This window comes from Ruegeria sp. K11, assembly GCF_056531905.1.
Window position 1 is genome coordinate 38,482 of record NZ_JBQFMP010000004.1, and the last position, 23,285, is coordinate 61,766.

A 23,285-nucleotide genomic window follows, 5' to 3' on the forward strand; every position below is an offset into this window, starting at 1 on the left:
CTGATTGACTTTGGCCAACACCGTCAGGCCGGTCATGCTGATCCAATACGACAAGCTCGGGTCGGTGGACCGTCGCTCAGTCGCGACAAAGGCTGTCCGGCTGCGGTTTGTCATGTCCCCTCCAACATCTCGGGCGGGAACAGCACAGCGCCTTCCATAATCCGTCGTTGCGTGCGAAAGGTCCCGGCCGAAATCGCCTCTGGCCCTGTTGGATGCATCTGAACATCGGCAGTTGTCGGCAGAACGCCCGAGGGGTTGCCAATCCTCAAGTCGCAACCATCCGGCTGCGCAATTGCATGGACCAGACTGCCGGGTATCCGGGCAGCGACGGCGGTACACATTGCACCGGTCAGGGTAATGGCGCGATGAAAATTCCCCATCGAGACCAACCTGACATTCAGATCATGGGTGTCGGGCCCATAACGGCTGGCGTCCAGAGCCGCGAAATCCTGCGGACCGGACAGCATGGCAACCTTTGGGCTGGAGGGTCGCACAGCCTCCAAATTGTGCGCCATGCCCATCCTGACAGCACCCGCACGCCGGATCTGCTCCATCTGCTTCACCAACTCGGGATCGCTGTCCAGATCCTGCGGCGCCTCGACCGCTCGCTTTCCCAAATCAGACGCACGCACAAACACCACCGGGTTCGCCGCGTCGATAAGCGAGACCTCAACAATGCCCAGCCCGTCCACCTGAACCCGATCAATGGCGTTCCCGGTCGGCAGAAGATGTCCGGTCCCTGCCCCACCGGGTGCCAGAAAATCAAGCGTCACCCTGGCCCCGGTGCCCGAGACGCCGGGAATGGTGAAATCGCCCTGCTCGACCACGTTGCCCGCGTGCACTGGAAAGCGGGCATGATAGATACTTTGGGTGTTGGTGCTATAGATGCGGACAAGCGCCTCGGTCTGGTCGGGGCTGACCTCAATCATCCCCTCTTCCACCGCAAACGGCCCCACGCATGAAGACATGTTTCCGCAGGCCGACCCATAGTCCGCGAGGGCCTCGGTCACCCCGATCTGGACAAAGGTATAGGCGACATCGGCATCTTCGCGGTCTGAGGGCTCGACAATAACCACTTTGGACACCGAGGACAGGCCACCCCCCATTCCGTCCAGCTGCCGTCCGTACGGGTCGGGGCTGCCCAATACATGCAGAAAGATACGGTCTCGGATCGCCTGGTCAGCGGGCAGATCAGCCGCATTAAACACCACCGCTTTCGAGGTTCCGCCGCGATAGAACGCGGCGCGTAAACGCGCGGGCATCACGCGGCCCCCGCCAGAAAGCTGCGGAAGGCCCGCGGCAGCAGCCCGCCCTCGGCAAATGTTGCGCGCTCGCCATCATTATACAGCCGAACCTCCAACGGCGTGGTCTCGGACCCGCCATCCCGGCGATGAATGGTCAGGGCGGCACAGGTCAGAGCGTCGTCAAGCGCAATATCATAGGTCTCCGAGCCATCCAGTTGCAGGGTTTTGCGGGTCACGCCTGCGGGAAAACACAGCGGGGCAATGCCCATGTTCACCAGGTTAGAGCGATGAATCCGCTCAAAACTTTCGGCAATCACCGCCCGAACCCCCGCCAGCCAAGGCGCTTTTGCGGCGGTGTCCCGGGACGAGCCACAGCCATATTCCTTCCCCCCGATCACAACAAGCTTCTGACCACGCGCCAGATAGGTCTCGATGGCCTGGTACATGCTTACGATAGTGCTCTCAGGCTCGATCCGGGTCCACGACCCCTCATGATCCGGGGTCATTTCATTACGCAGCCTGTAGTTGGCAAAGGTCGAACGGATGACCACGTCGGAACAGCCGCGTCGCGTACCGAATGAATTGAAATCCCGCGGCGCAACCCCATTTGCCTGCAGGTACTGACCCGCCTCGGATTCGGGTGTGATGATGCCCGACGGCGAAATGTGGTCGGTCGTGACACTGTCGCCCAGAATCGCCAAAGGACGTAATCCTTTCAGCGGTGCAATCCCGTCATGAGAGGGTTCGATCTGTTTCACGAAGGGCGGAAAACTCACATAGGTCGACGGCCCCCAGTCATACCTACCTGTCCCGGCATCCAGCGTGTTCCACTGATCGTTCACATCGCCAATGGCCGAATACGTGCTGCGAAACCCGTCGGGCGTGACATGCGTTTCGACGATATTCGCGACTTCCTCGGCCGATGGCCACAGCTCTGACAGCATCACCGGGGCGCCCGTTCGGTCAACACCAAGCGGCTCGGTCGTGATGTCCTTCAGAATCGTGCCCATCAGGGCATAGGCAACAACCAAAGGAGGCGACGCGATCATGTTCCGCGATGCCAGCGGGTGAATACGCCCGGCGAAATTCCGGTTGCCCGACAGAACCGCAACGCCCTTGATTTTGTTGTCCGTGATGGCCTTTTCGTGGGCCGGATGCAGCGGCCCCGACATTCCGTTGCAGGTCGAGCAGGAAAACGCGGCCACTTCAAATCCCAGCGCATCAAGCGGGTCTTGCAGGCCACTGTCCGCCAGATATTTCGCAACCACCCGCGACCCCGGCGCCAATGAGGTTTTGACATGCGGTTTAACAGTCAATCCGCGCGCCACCGCATTGCGCGCCAGCAGACCCGCCAGCACCATGTTGCGGGGGTTCGCCGTATTGGTGCAGCTGGTAATGGCCGCGATGATCACGTCGGCGTCGCCGATATCATGGTCAGTCCCCGCGACAGGCACGCGCCGCTCTGTTTCCCCGTCCAAGGTCAACCGATCCGTTGCTGCGGCCAGATCAATGCGCTGTTCCGGGCGGGACGGACCGGCCACCGAACGGCCAATACGGCCGAGGTCCAGCGTGACGACCTTGTCGTATTCGATTGCTGTATCCGCTCCGTCAGCCCACAGGTTTTGCGCCCGGCAATATGCCTCGGTCCGTTGCAGGTCCTGCCCTCTGCCGGTCTGACGTAGGTAGCCCAGGGTGCGTTCGTCCACCGGGCAGAACACCATGGTCGAGCCGTATTCAGGTGCCATATTGGCAATGGTTGCCCGGTCAGCCACGCCAAGCGTGTTGTACCCTGCCCCAAACAGCTCGACAAACGTGTCGACCACTCCGATGCCCCGCAGCTTTTCCGCCACCACCAATGCGATATCCGTGGCTGTGACGTCATCGGACGGCCTGCCGAGCACTTCCAGACCGATAACCCGGGGAACGTTGACAGGCGTTGTTTCTCCGAACAGCTGAGCTTCGGCTTCCAGCCCGCCGATGCCCCAGCCCATGATGCCCAGCGCGTTGATCATCGGCGTATGGCTGTCCGTACCCAGACAGGAATCCGGGATCAAAAGTGTCGAATCCTCGTTTGACGGGAGCACTGTCTGCCCCAGATATTCAAGATTGACCTGATGGCAGATCCCGCCGCCGGGCGGAATGACCCTGAGCCGGGGAAATCGCGCCGCGCAGGCCTTGAGAAAGGCAAAGCGTTCGCGGTTGACCTCAAACTCACGCTCCATGTTTTTTGTCAGGGCCAATTTGTCCGCCCAGTGATTGATCGACATCGAATGATCGATCACCAAATCCACAGGCAGGCTCATATCCACCACGGATGGATCGCCGCCCTGCTCTTCCAGCTTGTTGCGCATCGCCATGATGTCGATCAGGGCGGGAATCCCCAACATGTCGTGCAGCAACAACCGTGCAGGGCGAAACGGAACCGCCTGACCATTCCGTGCCAGAACAGTCAAAACCGCCGCGCCGTCTGCGGAATTGCGGGCCGCGTTCTCGGCCAGAACGCGCAATGCGTAGGGAAGCTTGCGATATCCGTCACCCAGCATTGCGCAGTAGTCGACGGCGCGAAAAGGTGTTCCGGCAAGGGTCTTGTACTGCACGTCGGTTCTCCTGAATTTTTCCAAAGCTAGACAGGGATACCCAATTGCAGCAAGATGTGGCGAATACGATTTCACCTGACAGAACAACGATGGCACCCAATCGCACCGAATCCGTTGAACGCGCCATGTCGATCCTCAGCGCGTTTTCCACGCAAAGGCCAAGCATGTCCCTGGCCGAACTTGCCGAAGAAACAGGTCTGCACAAAAGCACGATCCTGCGCCTGACAAACTCGATGGCGATTTACGGGTTCATCCAGCGCGATCAGGACGGGCAATTCAGCGTCGGACCCAGCGTGTGGCGTCTGGGCCTGATTTTTCGCCGCGATTTCACCAAACGTGAGCATGTTGCCCCCTCCCTGAAAATCCTTGTCGAGGCGACGGGTGAGACGGCATCATTCTACGTAAGAAATGGCAATGAACGTATATGTTTATATCGCGAGAATTCGCCCAATCTGCTGCGTTTTCATGTCGAAGAAGGCATGCGTTTGCAACTGTCAACGGGCGCCTCGGGGTTGGTCCTCAGCCATTTCTCAGGCGAGCCCGTCGATGACCTGACACGGTTCAACAAGAATGGAACCGTAAGTTCGGTTGGTCATACCAACCCGAATATCTCATCACTTTCCACTCCGGTCTTTGACAGTTCCGGTGCGCTAATAGGTGCTCTGACAGTCTCTGGTCTGGCCAACAGATTTGACGACGAAGCCCGCGCCAATGCAACGCCGCTTCTGGAGAGTCTGGCCCGGGGGCTGTCCGCCCATTAGCCGCATGATTTCACCAGATAGAACGCCAATCAACCACGCTTGCCAGATACAGACCGCCCCCGTAGTCAGATTGACAACCATGCAAACCCGGAGCCCGCCACGATGCTGAATCACGAGATCACCAAGGCTTTTCGCCAACGCCTGAACACAGGCGGGGCGGTTTTGATGCCGGGGGCAGCCAATGCGCTGGCTGCGCGAATGATCGACCAGTTGGGGTTCGAAGCGCTGTATATCTCGGGCGCGGGCCTGACCAACAGCTATCTCGGCATGCCGGACCTCGGGTTTGTTTCCCTACCCGAGATTGCGCAGCACACATCGGCCATTCGCAATGTCACGGACCTGCCCATCGTAGTTGACGCAGATACCGGGTTCGGCAATGCACTGAACGTCCATCACACGGTACGTACGCTGGAACGTGCGGGGGCCAGCGCCATTCAACTGGAAGATCAGGTGAATCCCAAGCGCTGCGGCCATTTTTCCGGCAAAGACGTGGTCGATCTGCCCGAGGCGCGCAGCCGGATCAAGGCCGCCGTGGATGCCCGACAAGACCCCAACTTCATGATCGTCGCCCGCACCGATGCTTGCGCGTCCCAGGGCCTGACCGCTGCCCTGGATCGGGCCGAGGCGTTTATCGAGGACGGGGCCGACATCACCTTTGTCGAGGCCCCGCGCTCGGTCGACGATATTCGCAGTATTCCCACCCGCTTGAACACCACGCCACAGTTGATCAACCTGGTCGTGGGCGGGAAAACCCCAATCGTTGATCTGGCAACACTGGACCAGATGGGATTTGCGTTGGTTCTGTACGCAAACGTGGCCCTTCAGGGCGCGCTGAAGGGTATGCATGACGCCCTGTCCATGTTGAAATCCGATGGACAAATGGACGAAAGCGGCCCGGTGGCGCGGTTTGAAACTCGGCAGAGTGCCGTGGCAAAAGCGTATTACGACGAGATGGAAAAGCGATACTCAAACGACTAGAGCCGGACGTGGTCGGGCCGTATTTCAACGGCCCAAGCTGACCACTGTGCAGGCCACATCTGATCTGCTGCAGATGTCACAGCTGCGCGGTTCAGGAATTTTGCGTACGGGTTTTACAACCCGCAAGCGTCAAGTCATGCCCAGCGCCTCTTTATACATCTCGATCACCGCCTCTTGCTCGGCAATATCGTCCTTGTCCCGCTTTCGCAGAGAAATGATGCTGCGCAGGGCTTTCACATCGTAGCCACGGGATTTGCTTTCGGCATACACCTCTTTGATCTGATCGGCGATATCCTTCTTTTCCAGCTCCAGACGCTCGATCCGCTCTACAAACTGGCGCAATTCGCCAGAGGTCACGCGGTAGTTCGCGGCGGCCTGATCTTCGGTGATATCTTCCATATGCGTCTCTCCAAAAGGCTGAAAAACCGGTGCCGGGGCATCGGGCAATGATCCGGATACAGCGCCCCCGCCTCAACTGCAAGCGTCCTTTCGACCCCTTCACCTTGTGCCGACGGCACTGATCCGCTAAGCGCGGAACGAGGTTTTCGAATGAGCGTGAGGGACCATGTTCGACATTATGGTTTGGTGTGGCGCAGCCCTTTCGCTGGCAGGGCTGTGCGGTCTGGTCTGGTGTATCCTGCGCGTGATGAAAGCACGGAAATCCGGGCTTTCTGATGATGACTTGCGTGCGGTTGTTCAGGCCGTGTTGCCGTGGAACATGGCCTCGCTTTTTCTGTCTGTCATCGGATTGATGCTGGTCATCCTCGGTATCTCCTTCGGATGACCGCAGCCTTCAGATCGGCATATTGTCGAACCGGGCTTCCAGCGCATCTTCGCACAGTGCCGCATCCAACCTGCGCAGTCGGGAAGGAATATGCATTCCCTGCGCCCGCATCCGGTCCAAAACCTGACTGACGCTGGGCTGCAATGCCAAACGCGTATCCAGACAAGCACCTTTCAGCTTTTGCTCTAGTTGTTCCGCTTCTGAATATAAATCCTGTGTAGTCATCTGCGTCCTCCCAAACGGTGCCTGTATCGACGATATATGTAACGAAAATAAGATCACCATGAGACTCGCTGAACTCTCTTCAATTTCCCGCCAACATGGCATGAAAATCGGCAATTCACCGCGAGTCGGTTAACTCTTACGCGAAAAGCCACCGAATTGCCTTGATGGACATCAACTCGTGATTTGGAAATTCCATCACATTCCGCTATCAATATGTGAAAGCAACCTGTGGGAGGATCGGATGACGCCCGAAATAACAGCTTTTTTTGACGCGCAGACAAACACCGTTTCCTACGTTGCCCAGGAGCCTCAGGGACGCGCATGTGCAATCATCGACAGTGTTCTGGATTTCGATCACGCGTCGGGCCGGACCGATACCACATCGGCCGATCAGATCATCGACCATGTCACCAAACACGAATTAAGGGTCGAATGGATACTGGAAAGTCACGTGCATGCGGATCACTTGTCCGCAGCCCCCTATCTGCAGCAGAAACTGGGCGGCAAAATCGGTATCGGTGAAAAGATCGTCGTCGTTCAGGACACCTTTGGCAAAGTCTTCAACGAAGGGACCGAGTTCCAGCGCGACGGCAGCCAGTTCGACGCGCTGTTTTCCGAGGGCGACAGTTTCCACATCGGCCAGATGCGTGCCGATGTGCTGCACACTCCGGGCCATACCCCGGCCTGCATGACTTATGTCATCGGTGATGCGGCTTTTGTGGGCGACACGCTTTTCATGCCTGATTTCGGAACCGCCAGATGCGATTTTCCCGGCGGGTCATCGGCCGATCTTTATAACTCGATCCAGAAAATCCTGTCGCTGCCGGACCAGACACGCATCTTCGTCGGGCATGATTACAAGGCACCCGGTCGCGACCAATATGCCTGGGAAACCACCGTGGGCGAGCAGAAGGCGCTGAACGTCCATATCGGTCAGGGCCGCAGCATCGAAGAATTTGTCGAGATGCGCGATGCCCGCGATGCAACGCTGGCCATGCCACGTCTGATCCTGCCTTCGCTGCAGGTGAATATGCGCGCGGGCCAAATGCCTCCGGCGGACGAAAAGGGCGATGTTTTCATGAAATTACCTGTGAACAAACTGTGACATCGGGCCAGACGACAAGAGGGTAACACAGATGAATATTGAATGGGTTTGGGGCCTGGTTGGCGGGCTACTGATCGGGCTGGCTGGCGCGGTTTATCTGCTCGGAAACGGGCGCATTATGGGTGCCAGTGGCATTCTGAGTGATCTGCTCGCGCCCCAGAGCAATTCGGGTCGCGGTGAGCGGATCGCATTTGTTACCGGTCTGATCGGGATGCCTTTGCTTTTGCGCCCCCTGATATCCCCGCAAGCCGAGACACATCTGACCGGCGATTTCGCCGTTATCATCATAGCCGGGCTTTTGGTGGGCGTCGGGACGCGGATCGCCAACGGATGCACCTCGGGGCACGGAGTATGCGGCATCTCGCGTTTGTCGCTGCGCGGTATCGTGGCAACCGTGTTTTACATTTTGGCCGGGGGTGTGACCCTGGTCCTGTTCCGGCACATGTTGGGGGTGATCTGATGCGCGGCATATTGGCCTTTATCGCCGGTTCATTGTTCGGAACCGGACTTCTGGTTTCCGGCATGACGGACACCACCAAAGTACAAGGGTGGCTGGATGTTTTCGGGGCCTGGGATCCAACCCTTGCATTCGTGATGGGCGGCGCAATCATTCCCATGGCGATTGCCTGGCAAATGACCCGGAGCCGCACGCCTCTGGTCGGCGGGCAGTTTCCGTCCGCACCGCGGGTTGAGCTGGATCGGCGGCTGATCGTCGGCTCGGTCCTGTTTGGTATGGGATGGGGGTTGGCCGGTCTGTGCCCCGGACCCGCAATGGCCTCGCTCAGCTATGGCGGTTCAGGTGGCGTCGTTTTTCTGGCGGCCATGATTGCAGGTATGTTTGCGGCACCGAAACTGGGCGCACAACTGGACAGGATGGCCAGCGCGGCCTAATCAATTGTCATGGAGATTCGCCCGATTACCCCCCGCTATGCCGTCTCGCCGCAGATTACGGTCGAGGACGTGCCAGCCATCGCCGAGGCAGGATTTGTCAAGGTGATCTGCAACCGCCCGAACAGTGAAGTTCCGCCCGACATTCAATCTGATGCCATCGGTCAGGCGGTGCGCGCTGCCGGAATGGAATATGAAGTTCTGGAACTGACCCACCAAACTATGACGCCCGAAAATGTGTCCCTTCAGCGTGATCTGGCTGAAAGCTGCAGCGGCCCGGTCTTGGCCTATTGCGCTTCGGGCACACGCTGCTCGGTCGTGTGGGCGCTGGGACAATGTGACCGGCTGAGCACGGATGAAATCCTCGACGCCACTGGCAAGGCCGGGTATGCGCTGGATCAATTGCGCCCGACGCTGGATCAACTGCGCGGCAACGGCAGTTAGTCAGCATGCTCCGGGCCATTAAGGCCCGCAAGTTGAGTAATTTCAGCCAGCATGTTTTCCGGCTTGTCCGCAAGCCCAACATCATGTGGTGCATCCGATGCGGCAATACCGTCCTTGGGTCCGTCACTTGTGGGCTCGGCTATCGCTTGCACGGTCTTTTCAGGCAAAGGCCGCGATGGTTTGCTGGCCATGAAACCAGCCTGTTCCGGTTCAGGCAACGGCGTCAACGATGCAAGTTCGTTCACCCGGACTGCGCGCCAGCCGCGGCATTGACCAAGACGCCCGACGGACGCGCAAGAGCGATCAATCGCCAGCACCTCGATCCCGTCCAGCCTGGCATTGGGAAGCGGCAGCACATCCCCGGCCTTTAGCCCTGCCAGGGTTGCAAAGGGCAAGGGCAGTCGACTGATCACTGCGTTCAGATCCGCCCTAATCATACCGGTGGCCTGCTCCAGACGCATGGCGGCACCCCCGTCCGCTTCATCCTCGTGATCCTCTGGTCGTTCGGGCAGCATCACGCAAAGTTGCCCCTGCCGGGCGCCACCGGCCAGTTCGAATGTCAGGTCAAAGACGCGGTACGCGTCCGCAACCAAAGCTAGCGTCAGGGCGCGCATGTTTTCGGGGCGGGCAACAAACTCCATCCCTGACAGGCTGGCCTGATCCGATGGTGCCTCAACCAGATTTAACGCGCGTTCCAGCATATTCTCGATCAGCGGGGCGACCATCGCGGCATCTGTATCAGTAAATGGTCGGGGCTGCGGTGGAGCGTTCAGAACTGTGGAAATCGTCTGTTGCTGCACAATCGCGGACACGCAACTCGGGTCGAGACAGACAGCCGCAACATGACTTTCCGCCGCCGAGAACAACAGCATCAGCCACCCGTCTTGGACTACTGCTGCAAGGTCGTCCTGAACTCTGCGCGTGTGCTTGACGCCGATGACGGACAGGGGCAACCCAATCCCCTCGCCCGCCGCGCGAGCAAGACCTAAACGCAAGGCCCTGAGGATCGGGCGGGACGCTTCATCAACACTGTCATGGGTGACAGAGAGTTTGCGCGCCAACGCCGGGTTGACCTGTTTCGACATTCGGTGGAACCGCCAGTGAAATCCGTTTCTCGGACCTGTTTACCCCAGCGAAGGTTACAATTGTCTTTATGCGCTCACTGCGCGGCTTGCTGATATGCAAGCGGCAGGCTGACACGGAAGGCGGCCCCGCCCTGACCCGGCAGATAGGTGACCTCACCCCCAAGACGCTGCATGATCTCGCGGCAAATCGCCAGTCCCAGCCCCGCACCGCCCGCCTTGTCCGACCCCACGCGGGCAAATTTCTCGAAGATCATCGACTGCGCATCCGCCGGGATACCACTGCCATTGTCGACGAAATCAACCACCGCCTGCCCGCCCACGTCATGCGCCGAGATCGTCAGGCATGCGTCATCCGAATCGCAGTATTTCTGGGCGTTCGAAATCAGGTTGATGAACACCTGCCCTAACCGGTCCAGATCGGTATGGAGCGGGATACGTTCCGCAGGCCGGACCCGGCGTACGGAAAGGTGCCTGTCCCCCCCGGCCAACGCGCTCGAAACCGCCCGATCCAGAACCGCGCTGAGGGTACCGTCGCCCATATTCAGGCTGACCTGCCCGCTTTCCAGAACGCTCAGATCAAGCAGATCGTCCAGCAGGCGCGTCAGGCGCAAAGCCTCGTCGTAAATGATGGCAGCGTACCGTGTCTGCTCGGCCGGCTCCAGGCCGTCCGTGTCGCGCAGAATCTCGGAAAACGCACGGATCGAGGTCATTGGCGTGCGCAGTTCATGGCTGACCTGACTGAGGAAAGCGTCCTTCTGCATGGAAACCTGCGTCAGTTTCCCATTCGCCTCGCGCAGCTGACGCGCGGTCCGGCTCAGCTCGGCGGATTTCGCTTCGAGCTGGCTTGAATATTCTAGCAATTGCGCGGATTCGTCGGCCACGGCCAGCAGATCTTCGACCGAAACGGACGAACCGCCAACAATCTGACCAATCATCGCATGGGCCGCCGCCGCCCCGACCGAGCCACTCAGTTCCCGTTCCAGACGCTCCAGAAATGCAGGCGTGGGTTCCGGCAAGCGCCCCGGTCTTCCACCTTGTCGGCTGGCTTCGGCTTGAAAGAAATCCTGCGCTGGGGCAGCGCCGAGAATCCGCTGTGTCATGATCATCAGGTCTTCGCTTTGCGCCACCGAACCGGTCCATCCCCGGGGGGCAGCAGAATGATCGAACACGTTGACGAACTGCGCCCCTTGCAGACGCTCCAACGGGCTGGGAAAACTCAGCAGCGAGACAACGCAGAAAGCAATTGTGTTCAAAGACAAAGACCACATGACCGTGTGCACCAACGGATCGATGCCTTCGATCCCAAACAACGCCTGTGGCCGCAACCATCCCCATCCGAACAGGCCGTGTTCAATAATCGGCTGCGCAAGCAGACCGCCGCCCACCCCAGGCAGCAGCAGCGTGTATATCCAGATGCCGAAACCGACGCTTAACCCGACCAGTGCCCCCGTACGTGTTGCCCCACGCCAGAACAACCCACCGACCAGAGCCGGCAGAATTTGCGAAATCCCGGCAAACGCGACCAATCCGATCGAGGCCAGCGCCGCACCGCCGCCCGACAGACGGTAGTAGTAATAACCCAGCGCCATGATCACCGCGATGGATACCCGCCGCGCTAGCAGAACGATGTTGCGCACGTCGCCCGACACCGACCCTGACCCTTCCTGCGTGTTCAGCCAGATCGGCATGACCACATGATTCGACACCATCGTCGACAACGCCATGGCCGTGACGATCACCATGGACGTGGCCGAGGAAAAGCCCCCGATAAAGGACAGCATCGCCAGCCAGTCATTGCCTTGTGACAGCGGGACCGTCAGCACGAACAGGTCCGGGTTCGAACCTGGGGGTAACAGATCAAGACCGACAACCGCAATCGGGACGACAAACAGGCTCATCAACAACAGGTACAGCGGAAAGGCCCAGGCGGCGGTGCGCAAGTGGCTTTCGTCATCATTCTCGACGACCATGACCTGAAACATCCGGGGCAGGCAGACAAATGCGGCAGCAGACAGAAAGATCAGCGTCGTCCAGCGTCCGGTATCCACGTGCCATTGACCAATTTCCGAGGCGTCAATGCGCTCCATCATGGGTCCAAATCCGCCCGCGACCCCCCAGACGACAAAAATCCCGACGGCCAGAAGCGCAACCAGCTTGACCACCGATTCCAGCGCAATGGCCGTGACGACGCCATGGTGCCGTTCATTCGCATCCAGATTGCGTGTACCAAACAGAATGGCAAAGATAGCAAGCCCGGCGGCGACCCAGAACACGCTCGACCCTTCGCGATAGAGGCCGGTCGGATCCGCTTCGGCGAAGATCGAAAAAGACAACGTGATCGATTGCAGTTGCAGCGCAATGTAAGGCGTGCCGCCGAGGACAGCCAGAATCGTGACACAGATTGCAAGTGTGTTCGACTTGCCGTAGCGCGAGGAAATCAGGTCAGCGATCGAGGTCACGCGCTGGCTCCGTCCGATGCGAACCAGTTTCCGCAATCCCCACCACCAACTGAGCATCACAAGTGTCGGGCCCAGATAGATCGTCACGAACTCCAGCCCCGAGCGCGCAGCGTTTCCAACTGCACCATAAAACGTCCAGGCAGTGCAATAGATCGACAGGGACAAGGTGTAGATCAAAGGGGATCGCAACCATTTTCCCCGCCCGGCAGCGGCCATGCGATCTGCAATGAAGGCCACGCCAAACAACAGCACAACATATCCCAGACACACCAGGATCAGGATGTTCAGCGTCGCCATGACCCGTTCTCCGACTCGGCGGTGTCCGTCGCGGACAATCGTCTGGCGGCAATTCCAAAGACAAGGCTGATCAAGATCATCGCGCCCCAGCAGGCGAAAATGTAGAATATGGCCGATGAAAGTGGAAGCGCAGACGCCCCGTCATTAGCGTCCGGCCAGAGCAACGGCAGAGCAATCATCCCCGCCCCCAGAAACGGCAACAACCGGGCCGCGTCCGCAAGTCTGCGCCTGCGATAACTTTGCCGCTCCAGAAACAACGAAGGGCGGGCCGGCGACGGGCGTTCGGCTTCGTCCCGCGGTTGTGTCATGACCTGGACGCCTGCGCGTGCAGATCGCGCACTGCGGTCAGAACTTCGGTATTGGAAAAGGGCTTGGTCATGAACCGGCTGACCCCGGCCTGCTCGGCCATCTCGCGGTCGCGCAATTGGCCGCGGGCCGTCAGCATCAGGACGGGGAGGTCCTGCATATCTTGGATTTCCCGCAAGTCACGCAAAATGTCCATTCCACTTTTGCCCGGCAACATCACGTCCAGAATCACCAAATCAGGCTGCGTCGCCAGAATGACTTTAACCGCATCGCTGCCTTCGGCATGAGTTTCGACCAGCCACCCCTCACGGGTCAGCAAAAACCGGATGGCCTCGGTGATGTTCGGCTCATCCTCAATCAGCAGAACCTTTCGGCTCATATGTTCAGTTCCTCCCCATGACCGGCACCTCGTCCGGTCATCCGTTATGCCCAGACTAATCACGCCACCCGGAAACTGTCAAAAACCTTCGCTTAGAATCGACGGTTCGCGACGCGACGCGCAATCGTTTTTGGGACAAATCCGGCAACTGGCCCCGGCATGGGTCGTTGTTGGATTCGGAGGGATACTCTCTTCAACGGGCATTACCAGCATCACCGAACGATATACCGGCTCGGCATCGAACCCGGTTGCAGCCTCGGGCAAGGCAATGGCGAAACACTCAAATTCCGCCGTGCTGCGCCCCACCTGCACGATGCGCTTCCGAATCGGCACTAGAGGGCGGTTCAGCGCCGTGAAGGCAGGCCATAACGGGCAGGTTTCCCCGTGGCGCGGCAATGCAAACCCCGCTGTTGGCTTGAAAAACAGAATGCTTCCCGAAGCATCGCACACCACCAGACCCGCCGGGCGCGGCAACATCCCTTCGGGCAAACAGGCAAGCCGACGCAGCACCCTGGCCAGACTGACCGAGAACGCCGAAGCCAGAGCCAGAGGGTCAAGCGGCCCGTCTTCCAACGCCGCCTGAACCCGCGCCAGAGGCATCGCCCGCGCGTCAGACGCGTAGATCGCCAGCAATTCTTCTGCTAATGTGCGCGCAGCCCCGGTGCCCAACGCGGTCAGCGCGATGTCCTCCGGGGTTCCGTCCGCCTCAAGCTGAGGGAAGTGATAGCTGTGATCGGCAAAAAACGCCTCGACCTCATCAGTCGGAACACCGCGCTGCTCACCGCTGCCTCCGGTATCGTCCAAATATGCCACCAACGCCTTCGAGCTTTCAGCCAGGCGTTCCGCATCCTGATTGAGGTTGCGATGGAACCGGTCGCGCCATTCGGCTTCGATCTCGCCGGGCTCTGCCAGAATCGCCGCCGTCGAGCGGATTGCCGCCGCCGTTGACAGAACCTCGTGCATCGAGGCTGCCAAATGAGGGTCATGCGTCAGGCGATCAGACAAAATCTCGACCGTGCGTTCCAGCGAAACCACACGACGGTGCATTTGTGCCAAGACACCCGCCCAACCGGGAAACCGTCCGGCAAATTCGTCCATCCCGTCCAGTTCGGCCTGATGGCCAACCGCATCCGCGGCGGCTTCGCGCAGCGCGGAAAGAAGTGTTTCCTCAACACCTTGCGTCAGCAGTGAAGGTTCAACCGACAATGCGCCCGCGATGTCGATCAACAGCTTTCCCCCGATGCGGCGCTTATTGTGCTCGATCAGGTTCAGATAGGACGCGGATATCCCGACCTGTCGCGCCAGCTGTGCCTGCCGCAGACCCGAGATCTGCCGCCTTTCGCGAATACGGCTTCCGGTCAATGTGCTCCGCATGAATTTGGAACCCCAAGATAACCTGTTTTCAGAATAACCAAGTAACTATCGCGGTTTGCCACGCAATTTTCAAACACCTTTTACATCATTTACAATACACTCGATTTCGTCACCTGCGCGAAATCGGATAATACGCCGCGCTGCCCCTTCTCAATCCAGGCAATACGCGTCACCATAGGTATATGAGCGATCCTGCTTTCGAATATGCGCCAATCGGGCTTGTCGAGCTTGAAAACCGGATCATCCGCCGCTGCAATCTGCAATTTGCACGCACCTTTGGCGGCGATGAGGCCGAGTATCGTAATATGCCTTTGCTGCATCTGTACCCATCGGTTGCAGATTGGGAACGGATCGGCGCGCGCAGCCTGCAGATCATGCGGGACACCGGGTATTACACGGACGAGCGGGTCATGCGGCGACGCACCGGGGACCTGTTCTGGTGCCGTGCACGCGGGCGGTCACTGACCCCGGACGACCCTTTCCGCCACGGGATCTGGAGCTTTTCCGACATCTCGGAAGAGAGGCCACTGGTCGAACTGACGACGCGCGAACGCGAAGTGGCGATCCTGTCCTGTCGGGGGTTGTCGGCCAAGGAGATCGGCGTCGAACTGGGCCTGAGTTATCGCACGATCGAGGCCTATCGCGCGCGGTTGCTAGAGAAATTCGGGGCACGGAAGCTGCCTGAACTGGTGGCGAAACTCTCGGGAATGCCCTTATGAGGCTTCCAGCCCAGGAATCTTGTGCAAAAACCACTATCAGACCCGTTCAGACCTGCTTTTCATGGCCGGGCGCATGGCTTATAACGCTGCGTAATCAGACCAGAGCCCGCTTCGCATAGACGGGCCTAAGGGGAACCTTCGAGGATACTCATGACAGATACCAAACACGAAGCGGATGTGGCGTTCATCAAAGCCTTGGCCGAACTGCTGCGCGAAAACGATCTGACCGAATTGCAGGTCAAGCGTGAGTATGGCGAAGAAGACAGCCTGAATGTGCGGGTCAGCCGTGCCATGCAGGCCGCGCCCGCGCCGGTTCAGGTTGCAGTGCCTGCCGCCGCCCCGGCCGCAGCGCCCGCCATTGCTGCGGCCGCCGCAGCCCCTGCCGAGACCGCAGCCGCATCCGAGGATCCGGCCAGCCACCCCGGCGCCGTTACCTCGCCGATGGTGGGCACCGTTTATATGCAGCCCGAACCCGGCGCTCCTGCGTTCATCTCGGTCGGTGCATCGGTCTCCGAAGGCGACACTCTGCTGATCGTTGAAGCGATGAAAACCATGAACCACATTCATGCGCCCAAGTCGGGCACCGTCAAACGCGTTCTGGTGGCGGATGGCGATGCCGTGGAATTCGGCACGCCTCTGGTCATCGTTGAGTAAGGCGGGCCCATGTTCGACAAAATCCTGATTGCCAACCGAGGCGAGATCGCCCTGCGCGTGATCCGTGCCGCGCGCGAGATGGGGATTGCGACGGTCGCCGTGCACTCCACCGCCGACAGCGACGCGATGCATGTGCGTATGGCTGACGAGTCGGTGTGTATCGGCCCCCCGCCCAGCCCGCAAAGCTATCTGTCGGTGCCCGCGATTATCTCGGCCTGCGAGATCACCGGCGCGCAGGCGATCCATCCCGGCTATGGCTTCTTGTCCGAGAATGCCGAGTTCGTGCAAATCGTCGAAGATCACGGCATCACGTTCATCGGCCCCACCGCCGAGCATATCCGGGTGATGGGCGACAAGATCACTGCCAAGGACACCATGAAAGCGCTTGGCGTTCCCTGCGTTCCCGGCTCGGACGGCGGGGTTCCAACGCTGGCTGATGCCAAGCGGATCGGTGAGGAATTCGGCTATCCCGTCATCATCAAGGCCACCGCCGGCGGTGGCGGGCGCGGCATGAAAGTCGCGCAAAGCGCTGATGAGATGGAAAGCGCCTTCATGACCGCGCGGGCCGAGGGCAAAGCCGCCTTTGGCAATGACGAGGTCTATATCGAGAAATACCTCACCACACCGCGCCACATCGAGATCCAGGTCTTTGGCGATGGCAAGGGCAAAGCGGTACACTTGGGCGAGCGTGACTGTTCGCTGCAACGTCGCCACCAGAAGGTGTTCGAAGAGGCTCCCGGCCCCGCGATCAGCCCGGAAGAGCGCGCCAAGATCGGCAAAATCTGTGCCGACGCCGTGGCCAAGATCAACTATATCGGTGCGGGCACCATCGAGTTCCTGTATGAAAACGGCGAGTTCTATTTCATCGAGATGAACACCCGCCTGCAGGTGGAACACCCCGTTACCGAGGGCATATTCGGCGTCGATCTGGTGCGCGAACAAATCCGCGTCGCCGCTGGCGAAGAGATGTCTTTCGGTCAAGATGATCTTGAGATCAACGGCCACGCCATCGAGGTTCGGATCAATGCCGAGAAACTGCCCAACTTCTCGCCCTGCCCCGGCAAGATCACCGCGTATCACGCTCCGGGCGGTCTGGGTGTTCGGATGGACTCGGCGCTTTATGACGGATACTCGATCCCACCCTATTACGACTCGCTGATCGCGAAACTGATCGTGCAGGGCCGCGACCGGGACGAGGCGCTGGCGCGTTTGAACCGCGCCCTGGGTGAGTTGATCGTCGACGGCATCGATACCACCGTGCCGTTGTTCCATGCGCTGCTGCAGGAAAAAGACATCCACAGCGGTGATTACAACATCCACTGGCTGGAACGCTGGCTTGCGGAGAATATGGCCCAATGATTTTGCGGGGTCGGAGAGCAAAGGCTTTCCGACCCTAGGTTTGCCCGAATGCGCCTGACCTCCGACCTTCTTCTGCACGGCTACTCGATCGGCATTTTTCCGATGGCCGAACACCGCGAAGCGTCCGAGCTGTTCTGGGTCGACCCCAAACTTCGCGGCGTCTTTCCTCTGGATGGGTTCCACATCTCGCGCAGTCTTGCGCGGCGCATTCGCAACTGCAGCTTCACTGTCGATATCAATCGGGACTTTGCCGCAGTCGTTGACGGGTGTGCAGACCGGACCGACACGTGGATCAACGAAGAACTACGTGAATTGTACCAAGAACTGCACCGTTCAGGCCACGCGCACTCGCTGGAAATCCGCGATCATGAGAGGCTTGTCGGCGGTGTGTACGGCGTGGCGCTCGGGGCCGCGTTTTTTGGTGAAAGCATGTTCTCGCGCAAAACTGACGCCTCAAAGATCGCGCTGGCCTATTTGGTGGATCGCCTACGTCAGACAGGGTTCCATTTGTTCGACACCCAATTTCTGACCGCGCATCTGGCTTCGCTGGGAGCAATCGAAATCCCCCGCACACAATACCGGCTTGAGCTGGAGGACGCATTAAACGCAAGTGCGGACTTCAACGCCGAAATATGTCAGTCGCCGGAAGGGGTTATACAGCGGATCACCCAAACGTCATAACGGGAATGATCCAACGCGTTCAATGCCGGAGACGTGGCAATCATCCACCCGTCAAACAGTTGATCCGACTTGCCATTTTCCCAAATCGTCAGATAGGCAAAAGCATCGCCGGTCGGGTTGTCAACGGGGTACCGGCAATCGCCCAAAGCCACATCCAGGCCAAACACCGGTTGGGTCTGACCATTTTGCATTTCAATGTCGATGGTCTGTCCGCTGACCTTGTCCAAACCCCGCAGCATAGCGCCGGGACCCGACTGAACCTTTTGCTGGGCTGACACACCCGTGGCCGCGAAGAACGCGACCATCACGGCAAAACGCATCATTCGCCGCCATCTCCGGCCACGAATTTGACCAATAGCGAGATCAGGCTGACCGCGCCTTGAGTGTCTTCGACCTGATCACCGGCTTCGAAATAGAACGGAGATCCTCCGGGCATCACCTCGACAAAGTTACCGCCAAGCAGCCCCTCGGAGGAGATCACAATCGCGCTGTCATCTGGCACCAGAATCCCGTCCGAGATCGTGAATGTCGTATCCGCCCGATAGGTGTCAGAGTTCAGCGTAACCCCGGTAACGGTGCCAATCTTGACCCCCGCAAGACGCACATCAGTCCCCACGCCGACACCTTCAAGCGAGCGGAACGAGGCGCCAAGCTCATATCCGCCACTGCTTTGCGACAGACCGGTGGATTGGCTGGCGTAAACACCAAAAGCTACGGCACATGCCAAAACGGCGCCACCAACAAGGACTTCGGTTACGTTATAAGTCGACATCGCGCGCCTCGTCTATTCCGGGCTCCAGGCCTCATAATCCGTGCGTTCAAGCGGATCAGGACGACGCAACGATCCTGCCGGCGCATATGCCAGCGCCGTGCCCGTCAGATTCTCCTGATGCGGTTTTTCCCAGGATTTGTGTTGCAAGGGCTTGTCCGTTGGTGGTTCATCCCAAGTCCGGTGCAGCCAGCCATGCCAATCAGGGTCGATCCGGCTTGCCTCGGCCTCGCCATTGAAGATTACCCAGCGTTTGCTGTCATCTTCCGTACGATAGAACACATTGCCTTCATTGTCTTCGCCGACCTTGACGCCGTTTCGCCTGGTATAGATCTGAGTATTCAAAGTGGCCCCGTTCCACCAGGTCACGGCCCGCAACAAACTGTTCACAATACCCATCAGGTGCCTCCGGCAATTCTGTTCCCGCAGATATGGACTAAAGGCTGTCTGAGGTCCAGTCCCACAACAGTCACATGCCCTATTCCGGCAACTTTGCCGTCACTTCAATTTCAATCCGGTATTTCGGGTCGATCAATCCGCATTCGATCATCGTAGCGGCAGGCGGACTGGCCCCGAAAACCTCAGAAAGTATCGGCCAGCAGATCTCGAATTCTCGACGGTCCGGCAGCATGTAGGTCACGCGCACCACATCGGAAAAGCTTGCGCCTGCCTCTGTCAAAGCCGCGCCAATGGTTTCCAACGCAGACCGGCATTGAGCAACAACAGTCTCACCCTGCCCAACAGTACCAGCAACGTGAACACAACCACCGGCAACCACTGCACGACAATATCCGGCTTTCGCCTCAAACTCGCCCCCGGAAGATATGCGCTTGATCGCCATGGCTTTAATGAAATCTTCGTTCTGATGGACAATCAATTTGCGAGGCTCTGCCTCGCGCTCCGGGATATTTATAGCCAGATGAAGAACGGATCCCCAGCTTCATCTTTTTCGAAGTACTCCGGGGGAGTCGCGGCTTGCCGCGGCGGGGGCAGAGCCCCCAACAGCTTATCCGATCTCACCACAGTCAGTAGCTTCAAGCGGACTCCTGGCTCGCATCGGCATAGATGATCAGCGGTTGAGAATCCGAGGTCACCGCTTCCTCATTCACGACGACCTCGGTTACGTTTTTCATACCCGGCAGTTCGAACATTGTATCCAGAAGAATGTCTTCCAGAATTGACCTCAACCCGCGCGCGCCGGTCTTGCGTTCAATCGCTTTTTTGGCAATGGCTTTCAGGGCATCGTCTGTAAACGCCAGTTCCGCATCTTCCAGCTCAAATAACCTCTGGTATTGCTTTACCAGCGCGTTTTTGGGTTTCGTCAGGATCGTGACCAGAGCATCCTCATCCAGATCTTCCAGTGTCGCAAGAACCGGCAGGCGACCAACAAATTCAGGGATCAGGCCGAATTTCAGCAGGTCTTCGGGCTCAAGTTCCTTGAAGATTTCGCCCACGCCGCGGTCATCGTTGTCACGCACATCGGCGCCAAACCCCATGGCCGAGCCCTTGCCCCGCTGCGCGATGATTTTGTCCAGACCGGCAAATGCACCGCCACAGATGAACAGGATGTTTGTCGTGTCCACCTGCAGAAACTCCTGCTGCGGGTGCTTGCGTCCGCCTTGTGGCGGGACACTTGCTACGGTGCCCTCCATCAGTTTCAGCAAGGCCTGCTGCACGCCCTCACCGGAAACATCCCGGGTGATCGACGGGTTTTCGGACTTACGAGTGATCTTGTCGACCTCGTCAATATAGACGATGCCTCGTTGCGCGCGTTCAACGTTGTATTCGCTGGCCTGCAACAGCTTGAGAATGATGTTCTCGACATCTTCACCCACATAACCTGCCTCGGTCAGGGTGGTTGCATCGGCCATCGTGAACGGTACATCCAGAATCCGAGCCAGCGTTTGCGCCAGCAATGTTTTGCCACAACCGGTGGGGCCGATCAGCAGGATGTTCGACTTTGCCAGTTCAATATCGCTGCCCGCTTTCTGGGCGTGGTTCAGACGCTTATAGTGGTTGTGGACTGCAACGGACAAAACCCGCTTGGCAGTGGCCTGACCGATCACGTAATCGTCCAGAACCTCGCAGATATCTTTTGGGGTCGGAACACCATCGCTGGACTTCAGGCCGCTGGCCTTCGTCTCTTCGCGGATGATGTCCATACACAGCTCAACGCATTCGTCACAGATAAACACTGTGGGACCGGCAATCAGCTTGCGCACCTCATGCTGGCTTTTGCCACAGAAGCTGCAGTAGAGCGTGTTTTTGCCGTCTCCGCCTGAATTCGTCGCCATGTTTTACCTTTCGGGCTTCGTCCCAGCGCCCCGTTCAGAAAGCGCACTTGCCGCAGCTTAGGCCACCGCCGGGGCGGCCACAATCTCAAAATGTGCCCCGCAGGAAACGCGCGGCACCTTAGTCTCAGGCGTCATCGCCATCCATCTTGGCACGGTTTTCGACGATTTCGTCGATATGCCCCCAGTCTTTTGCTTCTTCCGGGCTCATGAAATTGTCACGATCCAGCGCTTTTTCAACCGCCTTTTTGGTCTGACCCGTATGACGCACGTAAATGTCATACAGGCGATCCTTCAGCTTTTGCGTCTCGGCCGCGTGGATCATGATATCGCTCGCCTGACCCTGATAGCCGCCGCTGGGCTGGTGCACCATGATGCGGCTGTTGGGCAGCGAGAACCGCATACCTTTTTCGCCACCGGCCAGCAGCACCGATCCCATTGACGCTGCCTGACCGATTACCAAAGTTGAACATTTCGGCTTGATGTACTGCATTGTGTCATAGATCGAGAGGCCACTGGTCACCACGCCACCCGGCGAGTTGATATAGATCGAAATTTCCTTGTTCGGGTTCTCCGCCTCAAGATGCAGCAGCTGCGCCACAACAAGGTGGCTCATCCCATCATGAATCGGGCCGTTGATGAAAATGATCCGCTCTTTCAACAGGCGCGAAAAGATGTCGTAGGCCCGCTCACCCCGGCTGGTCTGTTCGACCACCATGGGAACGAGCGTATTCATATAGGTGTCTACTGGATCGAACATTCTGAACCTGCCTGCTTTGCTGTGGATCGGGACCTTACCCGAAGAACTGTTACCCGAGTCTTAGTGCCGCCACCGAGGGGCTGCAAGGGGTGCTGCGCGATCCGCCTTTTCTTGGTGCAGCCTGTGCCATTTGCTGTGATGCAACCCGACCCGATCAGCCAGAGCATGCCCGCGTCAGCTCCCCGGCATCCACGAACCCATCACGCTATTTTGATCCGTGCATATGGTTACAGATGCTCAGAATATGTTTGAATGCACTGTACCACTTTCGAAACTTACAGCGATCAAAGAACGAGCAAGGAACTGCAAGATGGCGCTTTCAAATCTGTCTGGGGAGGGGACCTCGGGCACATACGATCTGATGGCCGACAACGCGACTCGGGCATCGAATTTTCTCAAGGCCATTAGCCACGAAGGCCGCCTGATGATCCTGTGTCACCTGGTATCCGGGGAAAAATCCGTCACCGAGCTAGAAGAGCTTCTGGCCGCCCGTCAGGCTGCGGTGTCGCAGCAATTGTCCCGCCTCAGGCTTGAAGGACTTGTGATTCCGCGCCGCGAAGGAAAGGCGATCTTCTATCGGCTTGCGGATGACCGCCCCTTGCGCATCCTCGAAGTGGTTTATGATCTGTTCTGCGAAAGCAAATAGCCCCACCCCATTCAATCGGAACCGCATTGCAGACTGTATTTGCGCAACTCGTGCGGTATTCACCAAAGCCAAGAGCGGATCACATCCCCGATTGTCGCTTTGCGGCCCTGACCGCCCGCTGATCCCGAATGGAACGGATAGAAGGGCTGGACAAAACCTGCAGCCCTACGGCAAAACTGCATGCAAATCGGAACCAAACACTCAATGGAGCACTCAATGATCCGCGCATTCCTGATTGGCCTGGCCCTGTTCACCCTGACCGCCTGTGAAACGGCAAAAGGGGCCGGAAAAGATATCGAAAAAGCTGGCGATGCAATTCAGGACGCTGCAACGGACGTGCAGGAAAGCTTCTGATTCGATCCGGGCCGGGCGGCGCCAAAGCTGTCTCTGGCAATACCGCGCTGAAGGTCCACGACCGCCCGACCCGTCTCCTCCCTGCGGAGAGGCGGTGATGAGAAGCGCTCCGACCCGGGTGGTACT

28 protein-coding genes are annotated in these 23,285 nt (G+C 58.6%); 13 read left to right on the forward strand and 15 right to left on the reverse strand.

What is annotated here, in order from left to right; translation table 11 throughout:
* Positions 1–110: 110 nt before the first annotated feature.
* Positions 111–1,262, reverse strand: a complete 1,152-nt coding sequence (locus ACR0K4_RS07310) for a PrpF domain-containing protein (protein ID WP_480853437.1) — start codon at positions 1,260–1,262, stop codon at positions 111–113.
* On the reverse strand, positions 1,262–3,841 hold the full coding sequence (gene acnA, locus ACR0K4_RS07315) for an aconitate hydratase AcnA (RefSeq protein WP_480853439.1): 2,580 nt from the start codon (positions 3,839–3,841) through the stop codon (positions 1,262–1,264). Before acnA ends, ACR0K4_RS07310 begins: the two co-directional genes overlap by 1 nt.
* An 89-nt stretch (positions 3,842–3,930) precedes the next feature.
* Between acnA and ACR0K4_RS07320 the strand changes: the two genes are divergently transcribed.
* Both ACR0K4_RS07320 and ACR0K4_RS07325 read left to right on the forward strand, forming a co-directional pair.
* A complete protein-coding gene (locus ACR0K4_RS07320) occupies positions 3,931–4,602 on the forward strand; it encodes an IclR family transcriptional regulator (RefSeq protein ID WP_480853440.1) in 672 nt (223 codons plus the stop codon).
* Positions 4,603–4,704: 102 nt separating this feature from the next.
* A complete protein-coding gene (locus ACR0K4_RS07325) occupies positions 4,705–5,580 on the forward strand; it encodes an isocitrate lyase/PEP mutase family protein (RefSeq protein WP_480853441.1) in 876 nt (291 codons plus the stop codon).
* Between the two features lie 129 nt (positions 5,581–5,709).
* Here the strand turns inward: ACR0K4_RS07325 and ACR0K4_RS07330 are convergent, their stop codons facing one another.
* Positions 5,710–5,979 (reverse strand): DUF2312 domain-containing protein, encoded by a 270-nt coding sequence (locus tag ACR0K4_RS07330; protein ID WP_480517908.1) that lies wholly within the window; start codon positions 5,977–5,979, stop codon positions 5,710–5,712.
* A gap of 166 nt (positions 5,980–6,145) precedes the next feature.
* Here ACR0K4_RS07330 and ACR0K4_RS07335 point away from each other — a divergent pair, with 166 nt between their 5' ends.
* A complete protein-coding gene (locus tag ACR0K4_RS07335; RefSeq protein WP_480853442.1) occupies positions 6,146–6,364 on the forward strand; it encodes a hypothetical protein in 219 nt (72 codons plus the stop codon).
* Positions 6,365–6,373: 9 nt separating this feature from the next.
* Here ACR0K4_RS07335 and ACR0K4_RS07340 read toward each other — a convergent pair whose 3' ends face one another.
* Positions 6,374–6,589 carry a hypothetical protein gene (locus ACR0K4_RS07340; protein ID WP_480517904.1) on the reverse strand — a complete coding sequence of 72 codons (216 nt, stop codon included), beginning with the start codon at positions 6,587–6,589 and terminating at the stop codon, positions 6,374–6,376.
* Between the two features lie 241 nt (positions 6,590–6,830).
* Here ACR0K4_RS07340 and ACR0K4_RS07345 point away from each other — a divergent pair, with 241 nt between their 5' ends.
* From ACR0K4_RS07345 to ACR0K4_RS07360, 4 genes are read left to right on the forward strand one after another with little or no spacing between them, the layout of a single operon-like run.
* Positions 6,831–7,694 (forward strand): MBL fold metallo-hydrolase, encoded by an 864-nt coding sequence (locus ACR0K4_RS07345; protein WP_480853443.1) that lies wholly within the window; start codon positions 6,831–6,833, stop codon positions 7,692–7,694.
* Between the two features lie 31 nt (positions 7,695–7,725).
* Positions 7,726–8,154, forward strand: a complete 429-nt coding sequence (locus ACR0K4_RS07350) for a YeeE/YedE family protein (protein ID WP_480853444.1) — start codon at positions 7,726–7,728, stop codon at positions 8,152–8,154.
* Complete coding sequence (locus tag ACR0K4_RS07355) at positions 8,154–8,585, forward strand: DUF6691 family protein (protein WP_480517898.1); 432 nt, start codon at positions 8,154–8,156, stop codon at positions 8,583–8,585. The genes ACR0K4_RS07350 and ACR0K4_RS07355 overlap by 1 nt, the downstream gene beginning before the upstream one ends.
* Before the next feature lie 9 nt (positions 8,586–8,594).
* Complete coding sequence (locus ACR0K4_RS07360; protein ID WP_480517896.1) at positions 8,595–9,026, forward strand: protein tyrosine phosphatase family protein; 432 nt, start codon at positions 8,595–8,597, stop codon at positions 9,024–9,026.
* Here the strand turns inward: ACR0K4_RS07360 and ACR0K4_RS07365 are convergent.
* The 5 genes from ACR0K4_RS07365 to ACR0K4_RS07385 form a co-directional block, all read right to left on the reverse strand.
* Complete coding sequence (locus ACR0K4_RS07365; RefSeq protein WP_480853445.1) at positions 9,023–10,111, reverse strand: FliM/FliN family flagellar motor switch protein; 1,089 nt, start codon at positions 10,109–10,111, stop codon at positions 9,023–9,025. The two genes, ACR0K4_RS07360 and ACR0K4_RS07365, sit on opposite strands and share 4 nt — an antisense overlap.
* A gap of 74 nt (positions 10,112–10,185) precedes the next feature.
* The gene (locus ACR0K4_RS07370) at positions 10,186–12,867 is read right to left on the reverse strand and encodes an ATP-binding protein (protein ID WP_480853446.1); all 2,682 of its coding nucleotides are present in this window, start codon (positions 12,865–12,867) and stop codon (positions 10,186–10,188) included.
* Positions 12,855–13,175, reverse strand: coding sequence for a hypothetical protein (locus ACR0K4_RS07375; protein WP_480853448.1), 321 nt, complete (start codon positions 13,173–13,175; stop codon positions 12,855–12,857). Before ACR0K4_RS07375 ends, ACR0K4_RS07370 begins: the two co-directional genes overlap by 13 nt.
* Positions 13,172–13,552 (reverse strand): response regulator transcription factor, encoded by a 381-nt coding sequence (locus tag ACR0K4_RS07380; RefSeq protein WP_480517888.1) that lies wholly within the window; start codon positions 13,550–13,552, stop codon positions 13,172–13,174. The genes ACR0K4_RS07375 and ACR0K4_RS07380 overlap by 4 nt, the downstream gene beginning before the upstream one ends.
* A gap of 78 nt (positions 13,553–13,630) precedes the next feature.
* Positions 13,631–14,926: a helix-turn-helix domain-containing protein gene (locus ACR0K4_RS07385; protein WP_480853449.1), complete on the reverse strand. Its 1,296-nt coding sequence runs from the start codon at positions 14,924–14,926 to the stop codon at positions 13,631–13,633.
* Between the two features lie 182 nt (positions 14,927–15,108).
* Here ACR0K4_RS07385 and ACR0K4_RS07390 point away from each other — a divergent pair, with 182 nt between their 5' ends.
* The 4 genes from ACR0K4_RS07390 to aat all read left to right on the forward strand — a co-directional run bounded on the left by ACR0K4_RS07390 (position 15,109) and on the right by aat (position 18,339).
* Positions 15,109–15,645, forward strand: coding sequence for a helix-turn-helix transcriptional regulator (locus ACR0K4_RS07390; RefSeq protein ID WP_480517884.1), 537 nt, complete (start codon positions 15,109–15,111; stop codon positions 15,643–15,645).
* Between the two features lie 150 nt (positions 15,646–15,795).
* A complete protein-coding gene (gene accB, locus ACR0K4_RS07395) occupies positions 15,796–16,299 on the forward strand; it encodes an acetyl-CoA carboxylase biotin carboxyl carrier protein (protein WP_480853450.1) in 504 nt (167 codons plus the stop codon).
* A 9-nt stretch (positions 16,300–16,308) separates the two neighbouring features.
* Entirely contained in the window at positions 16,309–17,658 is a 1,350-nt protein-coding gene (gene accC, locus ACR0K4_RS07400; RefSeq protein ID WP_480517880.1) for an acetyl-CoA carboxylase biotin carboxylase subunit, read from the forward strand.
* A gap of 48 nt (positions 17,659–17,706) precedes the next feature.
* Positions 17,707–18,339, forward strand: coding sequence for a leucyl/phenylalanyl-tRNA--protein transferase (gene aat / locus ACR0K4_RS07405; RefSeq protein ID WP_480517878.1), 633 nt, complete (start codon positions 17,707–17,709; stop codon positions 18,337–18,339).
* Here the strand turns inward: aat and ACR0K4_RS07410 are convergent.
* The 6 genes from ACR0K4_RS07410 to ACR0K4_RS07435 form a co-directional block, all read right to left on the reverse strand.
* Complete coding sequence (locus ACR0K4_RS07410) at positions 18,294–18,662, reverse strand: DUF2155 domain-containing protein (RefSeq protein ID WP_480517876.1); 369 nt, start codon at positions 18,660–18,662, stop codon at positions 18,294–18,296. The genes aat and ACR0K4_RS07410 overlap by 46 nt on opposite strands.
* The gene (mlaD, locus tag ACR0K4_RS07415; RefSeq protein WP_480517874.1) at positions 18,659–19,111 is read right to left on the reverse strand and encodes an outer membrane lipid asymmetry maintenance protein MlaD; all 453 of its coding nucleotides are present in this window, start codon (positions 19,109–19,111) and stop codon (positions 18,659–18,661) included. The genes ACR0K4_RS07410 and mlaD overlap by 4 nt, the downstream gene beginning before the upstream one ends.
* Before the next feature lie 12 nt (positions 19,112–19,123).
* A complete protein-coding gene (locus ACR0K4_RS07420) occupies positions 19,124–19,507 on the reverse strand; it encodes an NADH:ubiquinone oxidoreductase subunit NDUFA12 (protein ID WP_480517872.1) in 384 nt (127 codons plus the stop codon).
* 79 nt (positions 19,508–19,586) lie between these two features.
* Complete coding sequence (locus ACR0K4_RS07425) at positions 19,587–19,949, reverse strand: RidA family protein (protein ID WP_480853451.1); 363 nt, start codon at positions 19,947–19,949, stop codon at positions 19,587–19,589.
* A gap of 193 nt (positions 19,950–20,142) precedes the next feature.
* Positions 20,143–21,402, reverse strand: coding sequence for an ATP-dependent Clp protease ATP-binding subunit ClpX (gene clpX, locus ACR0K4_RS07430; protein ID WP_480517868.1), 1,260 nt, complete (start codon positions 21,400–21,402; stop codon positions 20,143–20,145).
* A gap of 124 nt (positions 21,403–21,526) precedes the next feature.
* Positions 21,527–22,159, reverse strand: a complete 633-nt coding sequence (locus ACR0K4_RS07435) for an ATP-dependent Clp protease proteolytic subunit (RefSeq protein WP_170426621.1) — start codon at positions 22,157–22,159, stop codon at positions 21,527–21,529.
* A 310-nt stretch (positions 22,160–22,469) separates the two neighbouring features.
* Here ACR0K4_RS07435 and ACR0K4_RS07440 point away from each other — a divergent pair, with 310 nt between their 5' ends.
* Entirely contained in the window at positions 22,470–22,805 is a 336-nt protein-coding gene (locus ACR0K4_RS07440; RefSeq protein ID WP_480517866.1) for an ArsR/SmtB family transcription factor, read from the forward strand.
* Between the two features lie 216 nt (positions 22,806–23,021).
* Positions 23,022–23,159, forward strand: coding sequence for an entericidin A/B family lipoprotein (locus ACR0K4_RS07445; RefSeq protein WP_480517863.1), 138 nt, complete (start codon positions 23,022–23,024; stop codon positions 23,157–23,159).
* Positions 23,160–23,285: the final 126 nt, after the last annotated feature.

What these genes read in the sequence shown, in the direction of transcription:
- ACR0K4_RS07360 (WP_480517896.1), top strand. Translation starts at nt 8,595, where the DNA reads ATGGAGATTCGCCCGATTACCCCCCGCTATGCCGTCTCGCCGCAGATT.
- clpX (WP_480517868.1), bottom strand. Translation starts at nt 21,402, where the DNA reads ATGGCGACGAATTCAGGCGGAGACGGCAAAAACACGCTCTACTGCAGC.
- ACR0K4_RS07355 (WP_480517898.1), top strand. Translation starts at nt 8,154, where the DNA reads ATGCGCGGCATATTGGCCTTTATCGCCGGTTCATTGTTCGGAACCGGA.
- mlaD (WP_480517874.1), bottom strand. Translation starts at nt 19,111, where the DNA reads ATGTCGACTTATAACGTAACCGAAGTCCTTGTTGGTGGCGCCGTTTTG.
- ACR0K4_RS07375 (WP_480853448.1), bottom strand. Translation starts at nt 13,175, where the DNA reads ATGACACAACCGCGGGACGAAGCCGAACGCCCGTCGCCGGCCCGCCCT.
- ACR0K4_RS07350 (WP_480853444.1), top strand. Translation starts at nt 7,726, where the DNA reads ATGAATATTGAATGGGTTTGGGGCCTGGTTGGCGGGCTACTGATCGGG.
- ACR0K4_RS07335 (WP_480853442.1), top strand. Translation starts at nt 6,146, where the DNA reads ATGTTCGACATTATGGTTTGGTGTGGCGCAGCCCTTTCGCTGGCAGGG.
- ACR0K4_RS07435 (WP_170426621.1), bottom strand. Translation starts at nt 22,159, where the DNA reads ATGTTCGATCCAGTAGACACCTATATGAATACGCTCGTTCCCATGGTG.
- ACR0K4_RS07310 (WP_480853437.1), bottom strand. Translation starts at nt 1,262, where the DNA reads ATGCCCGCGCGTTTACGCGCCGCGTTCTATCGCGGCGGAACCTCGAAA.
- ACR0K4_RS07445 (WP_480517863.1), top strand. Translation starts at nt 23,022, where the DNA reads ATGATCCGCGCATTCCTGATTGGCCTGGCCCTGTTCACCCTGACCGCC.
- aat (WP_480517878.1), top strand. Translation starts at nt 17,707, where the DNA reads ATGCGCCTGACCTCCGACCTTCTTCTGCACGGCTACTCGATCGGCATT.
- ACR0K4_RS07440 (WP_480517866.1), top strand. Translation starts at nt 22,470, where the DNA reads ATGGCGCTTTCAAATCTGTCTGGGGAGGGGACCTCGGGCACATACGAT.
- ACR0K4_RS07420 (WP_480517872.1), bottom strand. Translation starts at nt 19,507, where the DNA reads ATGGGTATTGTGAACAGTTTGTTGCGGGCCGTGACCTGGTGGAACGGG.
- accC (WP_480517880.1), top strand. Translation starts at nt 16,309, where the DNA reads ATGTTCGACAAAATCCTGATTGCCAACCGAGGCGAGATCGCCCTGCGC.
- ACR0K4_RS07425 (WP_480853451.1), bottom strand. Translation starts at nt 19,949, where the DNA reads ATGGCGATCAAGCGCATATCTTCCGGGGGCGAGTTTGAGGCGAAAGCC.
- accB (WP_480853450.1), top strand. Translation starts at nt 15,796, where the DNA reads ATGACAGATACCAAACACGAAGCGGATGTGGCGTTCATCAAAGCCTTG.
- ACR0K4_RS07345 (WP_480853443.1), top strand. Translation starts at nt 6,831, where the DNA reads ATGACGCCCGAAATAACAGCTTTTTTTGACGCGCAGACAAACACCGTT.
- ACR0K4_RS07320 (WP_480853440.1), top strand. Translation starts at nt 3,931, where the DNA reads ATGGCACCCAATCGCACCGAATCCGTTGAACGCGCCATGTCGATCCTC.
- ACR0K4_RS07370 (WP_480853446.1), bottom strand. Translation starts at nt 12,867, where the DNA reads ATGGCGACGCTGAACATCCTGATCCTGGTGTGTCTGGGATATGTTGTG.
- ACR0K4_RS07340 (WP_480517904.1), bottom strand. Translation starts at nt 6,589, where the DNA reads ATGACTACACAGGATTTATATTCAGAAGCGGAACAACTAGAGCAAAAG.
- ACR0K4_RS07380 (WP_480517888.1), bottom strand. Translation starts at nt 13,552, where the DNA reads ATGAGCCGAAAGGTTCTGCTGATTGAGGATGAGCCGAACATCACCGAG.
- ACR0K4_RS07325 (WP_480853441.1), top strand. Translation starts at nt 4,705, where the DNA reads ATGCTGAATCACGAGATCACCAAGGCTTTTCGCCAACGCCTGAACACA.
- ACR0K4_RS07330 (WP_480517908.1), bottom strand. Translation starts at nt 5,979, where the DNA reads ATGGAAGATATCACCGAAGATCAGGCCGCCGCGAACTACCGCGTGACC.
- ACR0K4_RS07410 (WP_480517876.1), bottom strand. Translation starts at nt 18,662, where the DNA reads ATGATGCGTTTTGCCGTGATGGTCGCGTTCTTCGCGGCCACGGGTGTG.
- ACR0K4_RS07390 (WP_480517884.1), top strand. Translation starts at nt 15,109, where the DNA reads ATGAGCGATCCTGCTTTCGAATATGCGCCAATCGGGCTTGTCGAGCTT.
- ACR0K4_RS07385 (WP_480853449.1), bottom strand. Translation starts at nt 14,926, where the DNA reads ATGCGGAGCACATTGACCGGAAGCCGTATTCGCGAAAGGCGGCAGATC.
- ACR0K4_RS07365 (WP_480853445.1), bottom strand. Translation starts at nt 10,111, where the DNA reads ATGTCGAAACAGGTCAACCCGGCGTTGGCGCGCAAACTCTCTGTCACC.